Raw genomic sequence first — 20,234 nt, 5'->3', positions numbered from 1 at the left:
GAATAGGAAATAATTACCCATTACCTATTACCCATTACCCACCGAAAATACTAATTAGCTTCTAGAAGCGCCAATAATGGGATTTTCCACAGAATCTCGGTATTGTTGAACGTCTGCTGTATAAGCAATTGGTAATACAGCTTCTACGTTTTCATGGGGACGGGGAATAATTACCCAAGATTCCAGAGTACCACCATAAACCTTTTCTACAGCATCTACACCGGCTGCCATAGCGGCTTTAACTTCGGAAACGTCACCACGAATATTGACGGTAAAACGAGCGCTACCAACTCTGATATAACCAACGAGAGTGACTCGACCGGCTTTTACCATTGCGTCTGCTGCTGCGAGAACGGCGGGAAAACCCTTAGTTTCTAATGATCCAACAGCCTGTAATGACATTTTTAATCTCCTGTTATGAATATAAAGTTATTGGTTGCTACAAATTATTTTTATGAAGAAATACTTCAATTTTTGATAGCTAACTCACTTAGAAAATACGGAAAGGCTCAGATTTAGAGGTAAAATGGATAGGTAAGACCGTTTCCACATTTTCCGGAGGATTAGGAATAATGTAATGGGTAATAACCTGACCTCCATAAACTTCTTCACCCGCAGTAATACCTGCGGCTACGGCTGTTTGTACTTCCGCTACGTGGCCTCTGACAGCAACTATCAGTCGACCACTTTCGGCGATACCGTAATAGACAATGGTGACACCAGCGGCCTTAACCATGGCATCTGCTGAGGCTAAAACCGCCGGAAAACCTAATGTTTCAATTACGCCAACTGCCATTGGCATGGCTTGAATCTCCTACGTTAGGGATGGGTGATTCTCATTTTACGAGGATTGTGTACCGATTTTTATTTTTGGGGAAATTTTCTTTTTTAATTAATTACTGGGTATTGTTTCAAGTGGTACGCGCTGATGTAAACTGGGTTTTATGTTTCCAAGTTTTCTCCCCCCCGCAGTTGGGCAACTCACACAAACCACGTCTATCGCTTTGGCCCAAAATATCCAACGTCAGGCGATTAGCACAATCCTAGCCAATGAACCCATTTATACTACTTATGTCCAACAAGGTCAGGGTGGTACGCCGATTTTATTAATTCACGGTTTTGATAGTTCTGTATTAGAATATCGCCGACTTTTACCTTTACTGGCTGCCAAAAATGCCGTTTGGTCGGTGGATTTGTTGGGATTTGGCTTTACAGATAGATTACCGGGGATTACTTATAGTCCTGAAGCAATTAAAACCCATCTCTACTGTTTTTGGCAAACTCTGATTAATCAGCCTGTAATTTTGGTGGGTGCGTCTATGGGTGGGGCTGCAGCTATAGATTTTACCCTCACTTATCCAGCAGCGGTAAAACAACTGGTATTAATTGATAGCGCGGGCTTGAAACCTAATTCCCCATTAAGTAAATATATATTTCCACCTTTGGATTATTGGGCGGCGGAATTTTTGCGAAATCCGCAAGTGCGGAAAACTATTTGTCGAACTGCATATAAAAACCCCAGTCTCATATCCGAGGATGCTTTATATTGTGGAGAGTTACATTTACAAATGCCTAATTGGACCCAAGCGTTAATTGCTTTTACTAAAAGTGGCGGTTATGGTGCTTTTAAATTTTCACAACTGGCCCAAATGGCACAACCGACTTTAATTTTATGGGGCGATAGTGATAAAATTTTAGGAACTGGAGACGCTCCAAAATTTGCCAAAGCCATTCCCCAAAGTAAGCTAATTTGGATTAAAGATTGTGGCCATATTCCTCATTTAGAACAACCACAAATTGTCGCCCAACATATCTTAGAGTTTGGGAATTAAAGGAAAATTGAGTATATTCAACCACTATTTTTCTGTTTTGATAATATAATATAATTGATAGGTTAAAAGTTTTACTTATCAATCCCTACACATTTAAACTACACTTTATACCTCCGTTTTACCAACTCTACCGCTAACTGAATCGCTGCTTTCATACTTGTCGCGTCAGCAATACCCTTACCTGCAATATCAAAAGCTGTACCATGATCTGGGGAAGTCCGCACAAATGGTAAACCAATTGTAGTATTCACAGCCCGATCAAAAGCCATTAATTTCACCGGAATTAAACCTTGATCATGATAAAGTGCTAAATAAGCATCAGCCGGATTTTTAACCGGAGAATTACCATACCAGGCCATACCCGGTTTCACCCACATTGTATCTGGGGGTATTGGTCCTTCTAGTTGTAAATGGGGACGTTTTTGGCGTTCTGATTCCAACCAGGGAATTAACCAATCTATTTCTTCCGTTCCCAGTTGTCCCATTTCTCCACTGTGGGGATTTAAACCGGCAATCGCTATTCTACCATTTTTAATCCCAAAATCATTTTCTAAACACTCCACCAACAAATCTAATTTATTTGTTAATAACTGTGGTGTTAAAGTAGCAGATACTTGACATAAAGGTATATGTGTGGTAGCAAGTAAAGCGCGAAGAGTCCAACCTGTAAAAGGTGAGCACCCCACAAACAACATCCCAAAACGTTCAATACCAGCCCTTTCCGCCAAAAGTTCCGTTTGTCCTGGATAATTATAACCTGCGGATTTCCACGCAGATTTTGTAATCGGACCCGTTACAATTCCATCAAACTCACCAGCCAAAGTTCGAGATATAGCATATTCCATATAAGCAAAACTGGCGGCACCACTAGCCGTATTTCCCACACCCGTGATAATTTCACCAGCAGTAGTAATATCAACTATAGATAAATCAGTAAGATCTACCAAATTGAGAGAATTATCAATATTTTTACTGATATTTTCATAACTTTTAGCTAATAAAGTTACATTTCCTACCACCACCAGATGACAATTTTGAGTAACTTCAGGATCTGCCAAAGCCTTCAAAATCACCTCAGAACCAATACCCGCCGGATCTCCCAGCGTCACCACCAAACGCGGACGGTTATTTTGATTACTCATTATTTTGCCGGAGCGGGGTTTCTCCGCCCATCTTCACCGATTCCCGATTACCATCCCTAAATTGGTTTAGAATTTTTATAAGTCTAATCCCAATAGTTCTGATAGACCTATTATACCTGAGTTGTTAGAGTTGAACAATCTCAGATCAATCAAAAATCCATAAAGGAGAATTACAGCAAATGAGCGGCGAAATGTTAAATGCAGCTATGCTATCTTTCGGTCTAATCTTCGTCGGTTGGGCAATTGGTGCTTTGTTACTCAAAATTCAAGGCGTACAAGAGTAGAGATACCCAGAGGCAAGGGGGCAGGGAGAATATTAATTTTGCCTCTTGCCTCTCACCAATTTTATTAAAAAGATGTAAAGTTTTATTTACATAACTAATTCTGTTAAGATTCTCTTCATAAACATTAAGATATATAACCAACCCCATGACATTATTAATAGTTGGTGCAACTGGCACCTTGGGAAGACAAGTGGCCCGTCGCGCAATTGATGAAGGGTATAAAGTTCGCTGTCTGGTGCGGAGTCCTAAAAAAGCCGCTTTTCTCAAAGAATGGGGCGCTGAACTAGTACGGGGAAACTTGTGTAAACCAGAAACTCTGACCCCAGCATTAGCGGGTGTAACCGCAGTTATTGATGCTGCCACATCTCGTCCTACAGATTCTCTGACTATTAAAGATGTAGACTGGGATGGAAAAGTAGCATTAATTCAAGCGGCTAAAGCTGCTGGTGTAGAAAGATTTATCTTCTTTTCAATTCTCGATGCTGATAAGTACCCCAATGTACCGCTTATGGAAATTAAGCACTGTACAGAAATGTTTTTAGCAGAATCCGGTTTAAACTATACGATTTTACGTTTAGCTGGTTTTATGCAAGGGTTGATTGGTCAATATGGTATACCTATTTTAGAAAAACAACCAGTATGGGTAACAGGTACATCTTCCCCTATTGCCTACATGGATACTCAGGATATTGCGAAATTTGCTGTTCAGGCTTTGGGGGTGTCAGAAACAGAAAAGCAAGCCTTCCCTGTGGTGGGGACTCGCGCTTGGAGTGCTGAGGAAATTATTAATCTTTGTGAACGTTTATCTGATAGAGATGCAAAAGTTACACGGATGCCCCTTGCTGTACTCCGCACTGTACAAAGTTTTCTCCGCTTCTTTCAATGGGGATGGAATGTTGCTGATAGATTAGCTTTTACAGAAGTTTTAGCCAGTGGTAAAGCTTTAAATGCAGAAGCTATGGATGAAGTATATACTATCTTTGGGTTAGATAAACAACAAACCACCACACTAGAAGTATATCTACAAGAATATTTCAGCCGGATTATGAACAAGCTAAAACAGTTAGATTACGAGAAAGCCAAAAGCAAAAAGCTCAAAAGCAAAAAAAACGCCTTTAAAGAATCTTCCAAAACCAATAGTCAATAAATATTCAGATAAATGGTTACATGAATCAAAAATGTGTAACTATTAGATACAGAAAAATCATCCCCTAAACTTGGATATTTAAATGTGCCGAAAGCAGGCATTATCTACAACGACATTAAACCGATAGCGAGTAGTATCGCTATCCAACTAAAAGACAAACTCACTGCTGCTGGTTGGGATGTTTACATCACTGCGAGTATCGGTGGGATATTGGGCTATTCTCAACCAGATAGTCCGGTCTTTCACACCCCCATTGAAGGTCTTACGCCCCCTGGCTTTGACTCAGACATGAAATTTGTAGTAGTATTAGGGGGAGATGGTACGGTGTTAGCAGCATCACGCCTAGTCGCCCCCTCTGGTGTCCCCATGCTGACGGTCAATACTGGTCACATGGGATTTTTGACGGAAACCTATCTCAACCAATTGCCCCAAGCCATAGAACAGGTAATGGCGGGTGCATATCAGGTTGAAGATAGGGTCATGATCACCGTTAAGGTTCTCCGGGGAGATACGGTGATATGGGAAGCCCTCTGTTTAAATGAAATGGTGTTACATCGAGAACCGCTAACTTGTATGTGCCATTTTGAAATAGCAGTAGGGCGACATTCACCAGTGGATATTGCCGCAGATGGTATTATTGTTTCTACTCCCACTGGTTCTACAGCTTATTCATTAAGCGCGGGTGGTCCGGTAATTACTCCTGGTGTCCCTGTTTTACAGTTAGTACCCATTTGTCCCCATTCCCTGGCTTCTAGGGCTTTGGTGTTTCCTGATAGTGAACCAGTTAATATCTATCCCGTGAACATTCCTCGACTGGTGATGGTGGTAGATGGTAATGGTGGATGTTATGTTTTAGCAGAAGATCGGGTATATTTAGAGCGATCGCCCTATAGCGCCCGATTTATTCGTCTACAACCACCAGAGTTCTTCCGTGTTCTTAGGGAAAAACTCGGTTGGGGTTTACCCCATATTGCTAAACCTTCTTCTGTAGAATTGCCTTAATTGTCAGTTAGTATAGTCTTGGGCGGTAAATACAAACTTAGTGTAACTTCCAACTCTCCATTTAGGAAAACTGATCTAGCAGTTCTCATGCTCGTAAGGTACAAAGTTTTTTAGTTTTAGGGAACAGGGAATAAATTGGTGTGTACTTCATTAAATTGGGAAACGATATATTTCCCATACACCATTTATCAGATTCTTGGAATCAATCTTAAACTGGGGGAAATTAAAACTTTACTGGTTACCCCCCAAATATTAGAATCTAATAACTGTGGATGTAGTTGGAATTTAGCCCTTTTGACGAGTTAATTAGGAAGATTTTAACTTGAAAACCCTGATTATTGATAACTACGATTCTTATACGTTTAACCTTTACCAATTGATTGCAGAAGTTAACGGAGAGTATCCAACTGTAATTTACAATGATCAAGTTATATGGGATGATCTGAAACAGTGGAAATTTGATAACATCGTCATTTCACCAGGTCCAGGCCGTCCAGAAAAACCAAAAGATTTTGGTATTTGTAGTCAAGTAATCAAAAATACCCAAGTACCACTACTAGGCGTTTGCTTGGGACATCAGGGACTAGGCTTTAGTTACGGAGGAAAAGTCATTCATGCACCTGAAGTTCGTCATGGTCGGCTAAGTAAAGTTTATCATACTGCTACTGATTTATTTGCAGGAATACCTTCTCCCTTCTCCGTTGTCCGTTACCATTCCTTGTTGGTTGCAAATGAACTACCGGAGTGCTTAGAAAAGGTCGCATGGACTAATGACAATTTGATCATGTCTATGCGTCATCGCTCTTTGCCTTTATGGGGTGTACAGTTTCATCCCGAATCAATCTGTACTGAGTATGGACATACTTTGTTTGAGAATTTTCAAGAGATTACCCGAAAATTTGCCCAAGAGCGCGATAAAAGCCCGAAAAAACACTATTGGACAATAAATAACGGGAATAGAACCTTACCCACAAATTCTGCTCACAAAAAACAGCAACAGGAATTTCAACTTTGTACGCGCAAATTGAATTTGTGCCCTGATACCGAACTGATGTTTGTACATTTGTTTAGTAAATCAGCCAATGCATTTTGGTTAGATAGCAGTCGTGTGGAACTTGGTCTTTCTCGCTTTTCCTTTATGGGAGATAATAGTGGTGATCATAGTCTATTGATTCATTATCGAACTAAAGGGCAGGAATTAACAATTACACAGTCTGATACTGTCAGTTTCAAAACAGAAGGAATTTTTGATTATCTTCAGGGAGAAATTGAAAAAAGACATTGTCGATCTGATCATTTACCTTTTGATTTTAACTGCGGATTTGTGGGTTATTTTGGCTATGAATTAAAAGCAGAATGTGGAGGGAAATTAAATCACTCCCCTACCTTACCTGATGCCATGTTTTTGTTAGCAGATCGGATGATTGCCATCGATCATCAGGAGCAAACTATCTATCTACTTTGTCTAATTTATCCAGGACAAACAGCCTCCGCAGAAAACTGGTTTGAAACGATAAAACACCAAATTGATCATCTTCCACCGCTATTGTCTGTTGTTCCTCAGAAGAAAGAAACACCGATTATCTTCCGATTGAGTAGATCTGAAAAAACTTATCTTGATGATATTGAAAAGTGTTTGCAAGAAATTTATGAAGGAGAAACTTATCAAGTTTGTTTAACAAACCAGATTCACACAGACACAACAGTAGATCCTCTAGAATTTTATCGTTTATTACGCCGCATTAATCCTGCTCCCTATGCCGCATTTTTGCGCTTTGGTGATGTGGGAATAGCTTGTTCATCTCCAGAACGATTTCTGCAAATTGATCGCCAAGGTTGGGTAGAAACAAAACCCATCAAGGGCACTCTACCACGAGGAAAAACACCTCAAGAAGATTTTATTTTACGCGATCGCTTGCAAAATAGCGAAAAAGATCGAGCGGAGAATCTAATGATTGTGGATTTACTTCGCAATGATCTAGGACGGGTTTGTAAAGTCGGAACGGTTCATGTTTCCAAATTAATGGCTGTGGAAACCTACGCTACAGTCCATCAATTGGTAACGACGATTCGCGGTCAATTACGTGACAATATGAGCGCGGTAGACTGCATTCGTAATGCCTTTCCTGGGGGTTCTATGACTGGCGCACCGAAGCTCAGAACCATGGAAATTATTGATAGATTAGAACAAGAAGCGCGGGGAGTTTACTCCGGGTCTATTGGCTTTTTAGGTTTAAATGGTTCAGCAAATTTGAATATTGTTATTCGTACTGCTGTGATGACTGCTCAACAAACTTCCATTGGTATTGGTGGTGGTATTGTAGCACTTTCTCATCCTCGGATGGAATTTGAAGAAACAATGTTGAAAGCTAAAGCATTAATTTATGCAATGATGATTACAAATTGTGGAGTTGTCGATCATGATCAATACTACATCCAAGGAATAGAAACAAAAACTTCGGACGGGTATGAAAGAGTAGGTGTAGAAGCCCTTTAACTCGTCCTTGAATCACAAATCAATATCACTTGCTTTAATTAAATTAAAGCACCTTGTATAGAGATAAAACCGGAAAATTAGTAACTTGAGTTAGTATTGTCTGGAATATCAGTAACACGGTAACAGGTTATAATATTACCAATCCCCAACTGCTATGATAGCCACCCACAAGCCCGCCGTTTTTGTTTTGGTGATTGAACCAGATGAAATTTTAGCCAATCAGTTAGCTTTTGATTTGCAGGAAGCTGGCTATGATGCAATTGTAACTCATGATGCAGCTAATGGATTAGAATACTGTCATCATTCCCAACCCGCTTTGATTGTTGTAGACCGGATGCTCGTCGGAGAATCAGGACTATCTCTATGCAAAAATCTCAGAATGAGTGGTAATCGTTCTCCTATATTGGTTTTAATGGCCAGAGATACAGTAGATGATCGCATAGCTTGTCTAAATGCTGGTGCTGATGATTACATTCTCAAGCCTTACCGTGCGGAAGATTTTTTAAAGCTGATTCGGCTCTATCTTAAACCAGATATTGAGGCCACAGAGCAATTGCGCTTTGGAGATTTGGTTCTTGATATAGGGACACGTCGCGCTATTTACAAGAATAAAGCCATTGACTTAACCATGAAGGAATTTGAATTATTAAAGTTCTTAATGGAACATCCTCGTGAAGTATTAACTCGGGACAAAATCTTAGAAAATGTTTGGGGTTACAACTTTATGGGTGAGTCTAATGTCATTGAAGTATATATTCGTTACCTGCGGATCAAAATCGAAGAAGAAGGTCAAAAACGCCTAATTCAAACTGTCCGCGGTGTAGGCTATGTACTCAGAGACTCCTAAAATCCATGAAACCAGAAATAATCACAAATAAAATCTAAATTAGTGGGCAATTTTGCATAAATTAAGTAAAATAGTCAGAATCTAAATTCCAGTCATATCAATTTTATGTGAGGCTGCACAGAATAATCATTACCCATATTAAACTGGGTTTAGATACGCTTAAATACTCTTGAAACCTGATTCTATGCAGTTTCATCTGAATTTGGTATAAATTGATTGTCAATTATTTGTAACCTGTTCCCTCTTCCCTGTACGACCTATGAAATCTTGGCTCAGTTTATGTTCAATATTACTTAGTATCTTATTAATGGGCTGTTCACCACCCACTACAGCTAAATCTCCAACCGTGACACCGGAATCACTAACTCAAACACCAGTAAATACTGGTCAAAATCTGCCAATTTCAGCAATTGCTACTTTTCCTAAAAATATCAAAATTCAGTTAGAAGTAGCACGAACACAAGAACAGCAACAGATGGGTTTGATGTATAGACAAGCTTTACCAAATGACAGAGGAATGATATTTCTTTTTACTGCACCACAACCAGTAAAATTTTGGATGAAAAATGTACCTGTTCCCTTAGACATGGTATTTCTCCGGGAAGGTGTAGTTCAGTACATACAAGCATCTGCTCCTCCTTGTAATCAAGAACCTTGTTCTATTTATGGTCCTGATGTAAGTGTAGATCAAGTAATTGAACTCAGGTCAGGACGAGCTGCGGAACTAGGTTTACATCAAGGAGATCAGGTTAAAATTGATTTCTTAAGTCCCGGAGCTATTCAGTAAACAGGAACAAGATTTGCTAACAATAATCCTATGTAAAAATAGCATTAGTCCTTGTTCTGAATTTTTATCTGATACAGAAATATTTAAAAAAAAATTACCAAACCTGGCATAAATGGTAATGAAGAGGTTAATATTTATTAGGAACCTAAATAACATCAAATTTTCGTTTTTTCTAGTTAAAATTACGACTTTAGAGTTGAGTAACAAAAATCTCCTTTTTGACGCAAGTGTAAATAGTCGGCAATAAATGAGTGTAAACTAAAAAAAATTCTTGTTACTGAAACCAGAAAGAACTAGAGGATGTGAATGGTAATACTAATGTCATTCTTAAAGTATTGCCTAAATATTATTTTCCTGGGATAAATAAGTCACTGTATTAAAAACCTACATCGTAATTCAGTGTAATTATATACACTAATATATTAGGAATCAGACTTTGCCATGAGTGCCAGTTAAACAGAATCAAGAGTAAAACCTTGATATGAACTGAGGTTAATGAACGCTACAGTACATTGACAGGGACAATTAATTTCCTAAAATCTTTGTCTGTTCCTATGTGTCTAGATAGATTAAGGCTCGATAAAAGGATGATTTGGAAGAAACTTTGTATACACAAAATAACTTTTTATCTACTGAGGGCAAAGTGACAAATAAAATACTGTCCATACAATACTCACAAAAATGAGACAAGCAATCTATGATCGTTAATTCTACTCAAGGAGGTGAGATACAAATGACACTATCAAGATATTCTCGGCTAATTAATTTTCTCCAAGAAGATTTGGCAATTTCTGCCGCTTCCCTAGCTGTAGCATTGCGTAACCGTGATCAAGATCCTGGTTCTTTAACCATGACTCTTTGGCAATATGGGTTAATTACCCTGGAACAGTTAGAACAAATTTATGATTGGCTAGAAACTGCGTAGGGAAGAGGTAGGGGTCACGGGACTGGGAAAAGAATTTACCCATTACCCATTACCCATTACCAATTACCAATTACCAATTACCAATTACCCATTACCCATTACCAGCCTAATAACTATTGGGCAAAAAGTTTTGCTGCTGCTGCTATACCAGCGCCGGGGGTGAAGTTTTCATGACCAACTTGTGGTAAAATAACTTCTAGGGAAGCGATACAGCTAAGAATATCACGATCGCAAACAAAACCCAAGTGACCAATACGGAAAATTTTATTACTCAGATGGTCTTGTCCACCTGCTAAAGCAATATCAAACTGTTTTTTGATTAAAGAGCGAATTTTATCGGCTTCGATGCCAGGAGTAGCTACAGCAGTAATAGCAGGACTAGCACATTCATCAGCAGCAAACAAAGATAAATTTAACGCCTTCATAGCCGCACGGGTAGCATTTTTTTGGCGTTGATGACGGGTAAAAATAGATTCTAATCCTTCCTTTTTCATCATTCCCAAAGTGGTGTGTAGTGCCACCATTAAGTTGACAGGAGGAGTAAAGGGAGTGGTATTTTTAGCGGTCGCCTTGCGATATTTACCTAAATCCAAATAATATTTAGGTAGTTTTGCAGTTTTGTAGGCTTCCCAGGCTTTGGGACTAACGGAGACAAATCCTAAACCGGGAGGAATCATGTAACCTTTTTGAGAACCGGAAGCGACTACATCTAAACCCCAAGCGTCTACAGGGACATTATAAGCCCCTAAACTGGTGACAGCATCAACAATGATTAGGGCTTCTCCATGTTCTTTGACGTGACGGTTAATAGCTTCTAGATCGTTAATGACACCGGTTGAGGTTTCACTGTGGGTGATAATCACAGCTTTGATTTCTTTGTTGGTATCAGCTTGCAATTTGGCTGCAAATTGTTCTGGGTCTAGGGGTTGTCCCCATTCTGCGGTGACAGTTTCTACATTTAAATTGAAGGCTTGACCAACTTCTACCCAACGTTCACCGAATTTACCATTAGAACCGACTAAAATGCGATCGCCTGGAGAGAGAAAATTGATTATTCCCGCTTCCACAGCACCAGTACCACTGACATTTAACATCAGTACATCACTGGCGGTTTGATGCAGCCATTTGAGGTTTTCCGTCACCTCTGCCATCATGCTACTAAATTCACCACTGCGGTGGCCAATGGGATGCTTGGCTAATGCTAGTAAAGCTGCTTCTGGTACTGGGGTAGGACCAGGAATCATTAGCATCAATTTATTGTCCATGTTTATTTCCTAGTTGAAAATTTCAATACAATCCAAATTAACCCCTACAGGGGATAAAAACACAAAAAAAACCCAATAAGATCTTTTGTAGGAATACCAGGTAAAAACTGTCAATTAACCCCGCTTTTGCAGGGCTAGGTTTTTGTTCGGGTGAAAACAGACATTTATCAAGAGCAATCCACTTTATCACCAAAATGATTAATAGACCAACGGTGGTCAATCATGAGAGAAGAAGATTGAACAGTTTGTTCCAGACGCTTTTGTTGGGATGCAGCTTTTCGCAGGGTAATAATCAGTTGATTGACTTGATTGCGGAGGTCTTGGTTTTGACCTAGAGAGGTCATGGTTTGTCTTTCTAAAAGTTGAAGTATAAGTTCGTAGTGGATAGGAGATGGTAAAGGAATTTGCTCCATGTAGTTTATTGTAAAATTGCAACTTAGGAATTTTTAATTTTCAATCAGTTAAACTTTAACTAATCCTAAGTTAATTGTTACACAGGAAACAGATAATTGCCGTTAGATAAAAGGCAAAAGGTTGTGATTAACTAAACAGATTAGTTATTGCTAATTGAGGATCTGGTTGTTTGACCAATGATTCACCAATTAGTACAGCAGATACACCTGCTGTTTTAACTACACTTAAATCATGAGGGTAATGCAATCCTGATTCACTGACCACAAGAATGTTCTTTGCTTGTAACTGTTCACCTCTAGCGGTCATTAATTGACAAGTAGTTTGTAAATCAACGGAAAAATCTTCCAAGTTGCGATTATTAATTCCGACTAAAGAAACACCTTCTAAAGTTAAAACCCGGTCTAATTCTTCTAAATTATGCACTTCGATTAAAGCTGCCATTTTCAACTTATTAGCAATTTTGAGAAAGTATTGCAAATCTTGATCATTGAGAATTGCTGCTATTAATAAAATTGCATCTGCTCCATGAATTCGCGCCCAATACATTTGATAAGGATAGATAATAAAATCCTTGCATAGTAAAGGTAAATCCACCGCCGAACGGACTAAAGATAGATTTTCAAAACTACCTTGAAAAAATTTAACGTCTGTCAGTACAGAAAGACAAGTAGCGCCACCGGCTTGATAAGATTTAGCAATAGCTACGGGGTCGAAATTATCCCTAAATACCCCTTTACTGGGAGAAGCTTTTTTAACTTCTGCAATTAAGGCTGGATGAGTTTTACCTTGACGTAAAGCGGCCGCAAAATCACGAGTTGGTGGTGCTGATAGGGCTTGTGTTTGCAATTCTCGTAAAGGTAGTTTTTCTCGCATTTGCTCAACTTCTGTTTCTTTTTGCCAGACAATTTCTTCTAAAATATTATTTGGTGCAGACCCTTCTATAGCTGATCTATATTGAAGAATAGAAATATTAATAACTGTGCTAGGTGAACGACGACGGATTTGCATATTTGTTAGTTGTTAATTGTTAGTTGTTAATTGTCAGTTGTCAGTTGTTAATTGTTAGTTGTCATGTGAGAACAATATCCAAATCTTATCAGCTAGTTTCTTAAGCTAATTGGTAAACTTGCAAATTATCGCAGTTAGATTTCGCCATGTATTCAACTGACCACTGACCACTGACCACTAACAACTGACAATTGACTAACTTACCAATGCCCGTTTATAAGCTTCATCTAAAACTTCTGAAAGCGTTGGATGAGCGTGAACCAGGTAAGAAAGAGTTTGGATAGATTGACGATTAGCAATGGCGGCTGAGGCTTCGTGAATTAAATCTGAGGCGTGAGGACCAAAGATATGTACACCTAAAACTTCACCAGTATCTTGCCGATAAATTACCTTCGTCATTCCATCAGTATCATTTTCCGCCAAAGCCTTAGAATTACCTTTAAAATAACTCTTACTGGTAGCAACCTCAAAACCTTCAGTTAGACCTAAAGTATGGGCGGCTGTTTCTGTCAATCCCACATAGCTAACCTCTGGATGAGTAAAAGCAGCAGCAGGGATACTACGATAGTCAACAGTTTTGTGACGACCCATCATATTTTCTACAGCAATGATACCTTGAGCAGATGCCGCATGAGCTAACATCATTTTCCCGGTAGCATCACCAATAGCCCAGAGATAGGGAACAACTTCCCCTGCCGACAATACCGCCATATTATCATTTACAGGGATAAAATTGCGGCGGTCAAGTTCAACACCAACGGATTCTAACCCGAGATTTTGAGTAGCAGGAACACGACCGGTAGCAACCAAACAAGCATCAACTTCCAGAACTTCCAAATCTTCTTTAGTCTCAAAGTCAGCCAAATGAATTACTACTGGCGAACCAGGAATGATTTTTTTAGCGTAAATACCGACCTTGGTTTCAATATCACGGGGGTTAATTAAGACCCGTTCCGCCAGTTTAGCAATATCTCTATCAAATCCTGGCATTAACTCACTTACAGCTTCAATTAAAGTGATTTCACAACCTAAAGCCGAATAAACATCAGAAAATTCTAACCCGATGTAACCGCTACCAATAATCGCCACCCATTTAGGGAGAGATGGCAATTTAACCCCTTGGTCACTGGTAAAGACCGTTTTACCATCTACTTCAATTCCGGGGGGAACGAAGGGGACAGAACCAGGAGAAAGAATAATATTTTTGGCGGTGATGGTTTTTTCACCTTTATCTGTGACGATGGTAACTTTTTGTGTACCGGATACTTTGCCCCAACCTCGAATAATATCAACTCCCAAGCGTTTAAGGCTGTTGGTTAAGTCGCCTTGTATTTTCGAGACAAGATTGTTAGCATGGTTAGTGATCGCTTGTCGATCAAATTCTACATTGCCAACTTGAATTCCCAAGGACTTAAGATGATGGGCATTACGTAACTCCCTCACCTTTCCTGAAGCCGCCAACAATGCCTTAGAAGGAATACAGCCCCTGTTTACACAAGTTCCTCCCATATCTCCAGCTTCAATAATCGCCGTTTTTTGACCGCAACTGATAGCGTGTAAAGCAGCACCATGTCCACCTACACCAGCGCCGATAATCACTAAATCGTAATCAAATCCAGGACTCACTTTTATTTCCCCGTTGTCTTCACCTATTATCAACTTAACTTTTTTATGGAACTTTCTCAAATTTACAAAAAATAACGGAGAAGATCTTATGTCTCTCCGTTCTTTTGATGAGTCTGTAATCAGGCTGGAGATTAGTTAACTGCTGCTCTCAATTCTTTGAGTGCGTTACCGATTTCCATAAAATCTTGGTTTTGGGAAAGTGCTTGCAGAGTTACTGGACTACTTTCATCAATAATCTGGTTATAGGTATTTATGGCATTATTCAATTCATTGATATCCACCTCTACAGTTGGTATAATATCCTCACCCATGTTGAGTTGATCATCACCTACCTGAGCAATAATTTTGCTCTCTTTTAAAGCTTTAGTGCTGGCCACGAGATCTTTCTGTGGTAACTGAACTGAACGGAAACTTGGTGTAGTAGAAGCAGAAACAGGACGGAAAATATTAATGAAGATAAGTGTAAATTGCCTTCCCAATCCTGGACGAACACCTGCATTAGCTAATAGCTGCGTAAGTCTATCCGATGCCCCCCGTCTGCCTGGTTCGCTTTGTTTGAAGCCTACTACAATTCGATTATTGCTCCTAGTCAATATTCTAACAGCAACACGATTTACTTTATTTTGACCCTCTGTTGTAATTCTAATTGAGTTTCCACTCCCTCTACGGACAGCACTAAAACGAGCACCACTTCGACCGCCAGCAATATCCAGACTAGGACTACCACTTCGACCGCCAGCAATATCCAGACTAGGACTACCACTCATACTACCAGCTTGACCCATACTAGGCGAAGTTTCGGATTGGCCTGGTTGCTGCCAATTGAGAGCCAGTACGGGAGTGAGGGTGAGAGCAAGAATAAAAGTTCTGATTTTTAACATGGTGATTTGATCAGGATTGAAGTGTTTATTTAGGGTTGACTGAATAAAGGCGAAAACAAGCATAGATAAGACTTTTTCAGCCAGATCTATTCAGGTAAGAAATTGAAACCATAGCCTACACTGAGAACAAATACCGTACCGCCGAAGCTAGTATCTGTGAGATCAGCGCCCACGGCATTAATTGTTAAGGGAATAGTAGATATAGGTACGAAGGAAGCCCCAAGGTTTAAACCAACGCCACTCCAGCCCATACCCACACCTATCTGGGGATGAACTTGCAGACCCACCCCAGCAAATACACCCGTACTTGCATTACCTGTGCGGAAATCGCCACCGCCGGCTCCGACAGAAAAGGAGATAGGCATTCTATTAACAGTATCGTTAGGCTTTAATAGGGAGTAACTTGTAACTACACCATAGGCACTGGAAGGCCTAACTGTTTCCGCCCTAACGTGCTGTGCAAAAGACTTCCAGCCAGCCGCCGCAGCTATTTGAGTATTACCTTGAGCATAGACAATGCGGTTAGCCTTGAGGTCAAAAGTGCCATTGTAGGCAAAATTTTTGATACTACCAATGTTGTAGCCAAGTTCTAAACCAATTTGTTTCTGGGCATTTCCTAGCCCAAAACCCATACTGATACTACCGTCTGGTTGAGTTCTAGACTTACCGGCGGTTGCTGCAGAAGCCCCAAAAAATACATCACCCCAATTAGCCCCGAAGGCACTGGGACTAGCAAAATTCAATGAAGGTGAGTAAGTTCGCTTCCGCTCGGCTGGCATTACTTTCAGAAGGGGGTCAATTTTGAGATCTTCGCGTAATTTGTTAGGATCAATTTGACTGTTATTATCAGGGATAGGAGCATCTTCTTGAGCAACAATCCGTAGTGGTTTTGGCTCAACAAGAGATTCCACATTCCCGCTTGATTTCATCTTGTTCGCTAATACCTCTTTTAGATCCGGTAAGTTAGTTTCTGGGACGAGTTGATTAGTAATTAGTTTTTCGCTTTTATGGTCTATAGAATCTATTCTATCTGCCGCAAAAGCAGGTGTAACGGACAAAGCTGTAGTCAACCAAATGCAACCTAAGAGAGTCGTACATAAGAAGCGCACCCAATTCAGGCGTAACAACATATATAGAAAATTTGCTTTTTTCAAAGTCCTACTCCTCACAACGGTCATACGCGCCCGAATGTATATTAGAGTAATTCCAGAAAAACGGTCATTTACAGGATGAATTGGGCTATTTTTATGAATTTACTGTAAACTTCTAAAGAGATATTGTGAAGTTATCAACAGAACACTGAAAACCCTTCAAGATTATTCCTCTTAAATCAAACTCATCTGGATTTTAGACCTTGAATTAAAAACTCTTGACTGAAATTAATGGGATACAAGCCCCTTGTAGGAGGGCTTTTGCCAGATTTGTGTTACAATGTCAAAAGTTGCTGTTAGGCATTGGGAGACTTTAAACAGACTCGGATAAACCGTAAGCTTAGTAGCTGGTTTTGGTGAAGCGTCAAGAACCACCTCGTCTTTCAGTTACTCCTTTATTGTAACAATCTTATTTTCAATTTGAATTTTCATAAACCACTATTTGGGGAACTAATAGATCATTCTCTAATTTCCCAATCCCTAAAAAATTGGTTTCTGTTTGATAAACTCGTACAAAGTCCCTAATAGCAAGGTTAAAGGAAATTTTTTGCCCTTGACACCATTTTTTAGCTGATTCTGGTGCTAAATTTACAGATTTTAAATGTTGTAATGGTGCGTCCGGGGATATAGGTTGAAATGTACTATTTTCGATTTGGGTTGCTAAATCTGTGAAGGTCAGACTGTCTTGGATTTGAAAACTACTGCTTTCTGTACGCACAAGAGCAGACAAAGTACCACCCGTATTTAAGATTGTACCTAAATCACGAGCGATTGCCCGAATATATGTTCCTGAACCACAAGATATGGCTATATCTAATTCTGGAAAATCCCCATTTCGCCAGTCTAATACGTGAATTTGGGTAATTTCAACTGTTCGCACGGGAATTTCTACTATTTCCCCTTTTCGCGCTAAATCATAAAGGCGTTTACCATTAACTTGAATGGCGCTGTAATTGGGGGGAATTTGCTCAATTTTACCGATAAACTGGGAAAGTACAGTTTTTATATTCTCTAAATCTAACCCTGGACAAGGTGCAGAGGTAATAATTTCCCCTTGTAAATCATCTGTAGTAGTTTGTATTCCTAGACGAATAGTAGCTTGATAAGCTTTTGTTCCCGGTAAATATTGTAATAATCTGGTGGCCTTACCCAAAGCTATGGGTAATACTCCAGTAGCTGTGGGGTCTAAGGTTCCCGCGTGTCCGACGCGTTTCATTTTTAGCAGTTTTCGGACTTTAGCTACGCAGTCATGAGAAGTCCAATCAAATGGTTTGTGTAAATTAAGAAAACCTTGCACAATTTTAGATTTTAGTATGGAGATCTTTGTATTTTTGCACAAATTGTTAAAATTACGAAAATGCCAAAAAAGTTAGTAGAGAAATACCCATACCCAGAATCCAAAATCCCAACCCAACTATAGAAAGGTTTTTTCTAATGGGGTTGGTTTCTGGGTGATGATCACCTAAAATTGGTGCTAATTTGAGATATTCAAGAGACTGGACAAGATTTAAACCGAGAGACTGACTAGAAATACTTTGAGTATAGGCGGCGCTAAGATAGGGTAGATATTCTGTTTTTCCGGCTATATAAGTTTTAAAAAAAGGTAAACTTAACGCTTTCATATAATTATGAGCTTGGGAAGCATCACCTATCATATCTGATGGTAGTGGCATTTGGTTACTATCAGAATTACTATTACCAATGGTGGAAAAATGAGTACCACCAAGTAACATGACTAAATATTTTTGGGGATGAATAATCCAAGAAAAAGGTAAAATTTGTTCATATAAGGCTGGAGCAACGGTATCTTCACTGCTACCAACAATCATAATTGGAGTATGAATTTGGCTTAAACCAACTTGTCCAAAAATAGAACTGGTAATAGGATTAACAGCCATTGCTGCTTTGATTCTTGGGTCTTGTAAATTATAATCTTTATAATTTTGTTCCGACTGCTTTGGTAATTCTAAAGCTCGACATTGCAACAGTAAAGACATATTCCAACTAGTTCGCAATTTTTGGGAATTACAATCTTGATTTAGTTGTAAAAAGTTAATTTTTGCCCCAGCTAAAGCTAAGGCAGTATACCCTCCTAAAGACTGACCAAATACTCCCACTTGTTGTAAATTCAGCCGTTGGTAAAATCGTGAATCTGACTCTAATTGATCTAAAATATATTTAATATCTAAAGGTCTATCTTTAAATTCATTAGGGTAGATAACTTGCCGAATATTATCCTTAATTAAAGATTGTAATTGTTGAGAATCACTACAAGCATGATTAGGAATAACTACAGCAAAACCATTTTTAACTAAATGATTTGCCAAATAACGAAAGTTACTACTGTCCAAACCTAAACCATGAGAAATAACAATTACAGGTGCAGGATTTTTAGTATTAGGAATATATATATCTGTAGATAAATGCCTATTTCGTGAAGAATCAAAGAAATTGATTGTTTGTTTTTTTGCTGAAAAAATGTGCTGATTTGCTAATTTTGGTAATTGAGAAAAACTGCTTGGGTAGATTTTAGCAGCTTCTGATTTTGATATTTGGATTAATGCCGAAATAATTTTTTCAGTTTCGCTGATCATTTGCTCTAATTCCTCGGCAATTTCCAAACTGGAAGCCACATCAATATTAATATTATTTTGAGGATATTTCCGTAAAAAATTTAATACATTTAACCCTCCCGGTTCAGCAGCAGCAGCAATTAAAGCTGTGCGTAAAGAAGAAGATACGAATTTTGGATAGTCAGATTTAGTCTGAATTAATTCTGCTAACCTTTGTAAAATAAATTTTCCCTGTTGGGTCTCCAGAAATTGAGCAGCTACAGCCGGACTAATTTTCAGTGGTTGAATTAAAATTTTCCTTAATTCTTGTAGTTTATTAGTAGGAATATATTGATAATATCCTGCTAAATCTGCACTAATTACTCCATACTTAGCATAGCTTTCTAAAGCACTAATGGGGATAGAAATTTTTAGTGCTGAATAAGAAGCATGAATTTGTTCTGCTGCTATAACAGAGTCACTTATTCCAAATATTAATAACAATATTGATAAAATAAGTGTTAGAGAATTTTTTCTGAGGGTGCTACCCCAATTACCAAACATATTTATCGCTTAACTTTTTTGGTGATGTTGTTGAGCGAAGCTCAAATTTTGGTAGTTTTTAGATACCCTGCTAATTATTCTCAATAGCGCTTATAATAGGCTAGGAAACCAAAATTGCTGACTATTGACGATTGCTTTGCTTTTAATGGCTAAGACTATTACCAGGAATAGTTAATTACTTCTGGCTATTGGCGATTAGTCCGGGTAATATTAATTTTGGATATAGCAATTGCCAAGTTCAAGAAATACACCCCACCCGCGCTGTCGCGCACCCTCCCTAAGGTATATAAGAGGAATAATTCTGTATATC

19 protein-coding genes are annotated in these 20,234 nt (G+C 39.0%); 8 read left to right on the top strand and 11 right to left on the bottom strand.

Annotated elements, in window-relative coordinates:
* Positions 1–54 precede the first annotated feature (54 nt).
* Complete coding sequence (locus H6G44_RS08485; RefSeq protein WP_190386141.1) at positions 55–402, bottom strand: carbon dioxide-concentrating mechanism protein CcmK; 348 nt, start codon at positions 400–402, stop codon at positions 55–57.
* Positions 403–490: 88 nt separating this feature from the next.
* Complete coding sequence (locus H6G44_RS08480) at positions 491–802, bottom strand: carbon dioxide-concentrating mechanism protein CcmK (RefSeq protein ID WP_190386142.1); 312 nt, start codon at positions 800–802, stop codon at positions 491–493.
* Positions 803–944: 142 nt separating this feature from the next.
* On the opposite strand from H6G44_RS08480, the gene H6G44_RS08475 reads away from it, so the two are divergent.
* Entirely contained in the window at positions 945–1,832 is an 888-nt protein-coding gene (locus H6G44_RS08475) for an alpha/beta fold hydrolase (RefSeq protein WP_190386143.1), read from the top strand.
* 98 nt (positions 1,833–1,930) lie between these two features.
* Here the strand turns inward: H6G44_RS08475 and pdxA are convergent, their stop codons facing one another.
* Entirely contained in the window at positions 1,931–2,974 is a 1,044-nt protein-coding gene (gene pdxA, locus H6G44_RS08470; protein ID WP_190386144.1) for a 4-hydroxythreonine-4-phosphate dehydrogenase PdxA, read from the bottom strand.
* A 179-nt stretch (positions 2,975–3,153) separates the two neighbouring features.
* On the opposite strand from pdxA, the gene petM reads away from it, so the two are divergent.
* The 7 genes from petM (at position 3,154) to H6G44_RS08435 (ending at position 10,463) form a co-directional block, all read left to right on the top strand.
* Positions 3,154–3,258 (top strand): cytochrome b6-f complex subunit PetM, encoded by a 105-nt coding sequence (gene petM / locus H6G44_RS08465; protein WP_190386145.1) that lies wholly within the window; start codon positions 3,154–3,156, stop codon positions 3,256–3,258.
* A 145-nt stretch (positions 3,259–3,403) separates the two neighbouring features.
* A complete protein-coding gene (locus H6G44_RS08460; protein WP_190386146.1) occupies positions 3,404–4,405 on the top strand; it encodes an SDR family oxidoreductase in 1,002 nt (333 codons plus the stop codon).
* A gap of 84 nt (positions 4,406–4,489) precedes the next feature.
* Positions 4,490–5,407, top strand: a complete 918-nt coding sequence (locus H6G44_RS08455; protein ID WP_190386147.1) for an NAD(+) kinase — start codon at positions 4,490–4,492, stop codon at positions 5,405–5,407.
* Positions 5,408–5,729: 322 nt separating this feature from the next.
* A complete protein-coding gene (gene pabB, locus H6G44_RS08450; RefSeq protein WP_190386148.1) occupies positions 5,730–7,904 on the top strand; it encodes an aminodeoxychorismate synthase component I in 2,175 nt (724 codons plus the stop codon).
* A 154-nt stretch (positions 7,905–8,058) separates the two neighbouring features.
* On the top strand, positions 8,059–8,751 hold the full coding sequence (gene nblR, locus H6G44_RS08445) for a response regulator transcription factor NblR (protein ID WP_190386149.1): 693 nt from the start codon (positions 8,059–8,061) through the stop codon (positions 8,749–8,751).
* A gap of 259 nt (positions 8,752–9,010) precedes the next feature.
* Positions 9,011–9,538: a DUF192 domain-containing protein gene (locus tag H6G44_RS08440; RefSeq protein WP_190386150.1), complete on the top strand. Its 528-nt coding sequence runs from the start codon at positions 9,011–9,013 to the stop codon at positions 9,536–9,538.
* 697 nt (positions 9,539–10,235) lie between these two features.
* Positions 10,236–10,463: a DUF2949 domain-containing protein gene (locus H6G44_RS08435; protein WP_190386151.1), complete on the top strand. Its 228-nt coding sequence runs from the start codon at positions 10,236–10,238 to the stop codon at positions 10,461–10,463.
* Between the two features lie 113 nt (positions 10,464–10,576).
* On the opposite strand, the gene H6G44_RS08430 is transcribed toward H6G44_RS08435, so the two are convergent.
* From H6G44_RS08430 to H6G44_RS08395, 8 genes are all read right to left on the bottom strand, one after another.
* A complete protein-coding gene (locus H6G44_RS08430; protein WP_190386152.1) occupies positions 10,577–11,728 on the bottom strand; it encodes a pyridoxal-phosphate-dependent aminotransferase family protein in 1,152 nt (383 codons plus the stop codon).
* 167 nt (positions 11,729–11,895) lie between these two features.
* The gene (locus H6G44_RS08425; protein ID WP_190386153.1) at positions 11,896–12,141 is read right to left on the bottom strand and encodes a DUF5340 domain-containing protein; all 246 of its coding nucleotides are present in this window, start codon (positions 12,139–12,141) and stop codon (positions 11,896–11,898) included.
* Positions 12,142–12,268: 127 nt separating this feature from the next.
* Positions 12,269–13,150 carry an indole-3-glycerol phosphate synthase TrpC gene (gene trpC / locus H6G44_RS08420; RefSeq protein ID WP_190386154.1) on the bottom strand — a complete coding sequence of 294 codons (882 nt, stop codon included), beginning with the start codon at positions 13,148–13,150 and terminating at the stop codon, positions 12,269–12,271.
* A gap of 195 nt (positions 13,151–13,345) precedes the next feature.
* Positions 13,346–14,776 carry a dihydrolipoyl dehydrogenase gene (gene lpdA, locus H6G44_RS08415; RefSeq protein ID WP_190386155.1) on the bottom strand — a complete coding sequence of 477 codons (1,431 nt, stop codon included), beginning with the start codon at positions 14,774–14,776 and terminating at the stop codon, positions 13,346–13,348.
* Between the two features lie 131 nt (positions 14,777–14,907).
* Positions 14,908–15,657, bottom strand: coding sequence for a hypothetical protein (locus H6G44_RS08410; protein WP_190386156.1), 750 nt, complete (start codon positions 15,655–15,657; stop codon positions 14,908–14,910).
* A gap of 86 nt (positions 15,658–15,743) precedes the next feature.
* On the bottom strand, positions 15,744–16,787 hold the full coding sequence (locus tag H6G44_RS08405; protein ID WP_242031692.1) for a hypothetical protein: 1,044 nt from the start codon (positions 16,785–16,787) through the stop codon (positions 15,744–15,746).
* A gap of 436 nt (positions 16,788–17,223) precedes the next feature.
* Positions 17,224–18,105: a tRNA pseudouridine(55) synthase TruB gene (gene truB / locus H6G44_RS08400; RefSeq protein WP_190386158.1), complete on the bottom strand. Its 882-nt coding sequence runs from the start codon at positions 18,103–18,105 to the stop codon at positions 17,224–17,226.
* A gap of 52 nt (positions 18,106–18,157) precedes the next feature.
* Positions 18,158–19,924, bottom strand: a complete 1,767-nt coding sequence (locus tag H6G44_RS08395) for an alpha/beta hydrolase (RefSeq protein WP_190386159.1) — start codon at positions 19,922–19,924, stop codon at positions 18,158–18,160.
* Between the last annotated feature and the right edge of the window lie 310 nt (positions 19,925–20,234).

It is taken from the genome of Aphanizomenon flos-aquae FACHB-1287 (genome assembly GCF_014698755.1).
GTDB lineage: Bacteria > Cyanobacteriota > Cyanobacteriia > Cyanobacteriales > Nostocaceae > Dolichospermum > Dolichospermum flosaquae.
The sequence above is the reverse complement of the archived record's forward strand: the minus strand, read 5'-3'. Positions and strand labels throughout refer to the sequence as shown.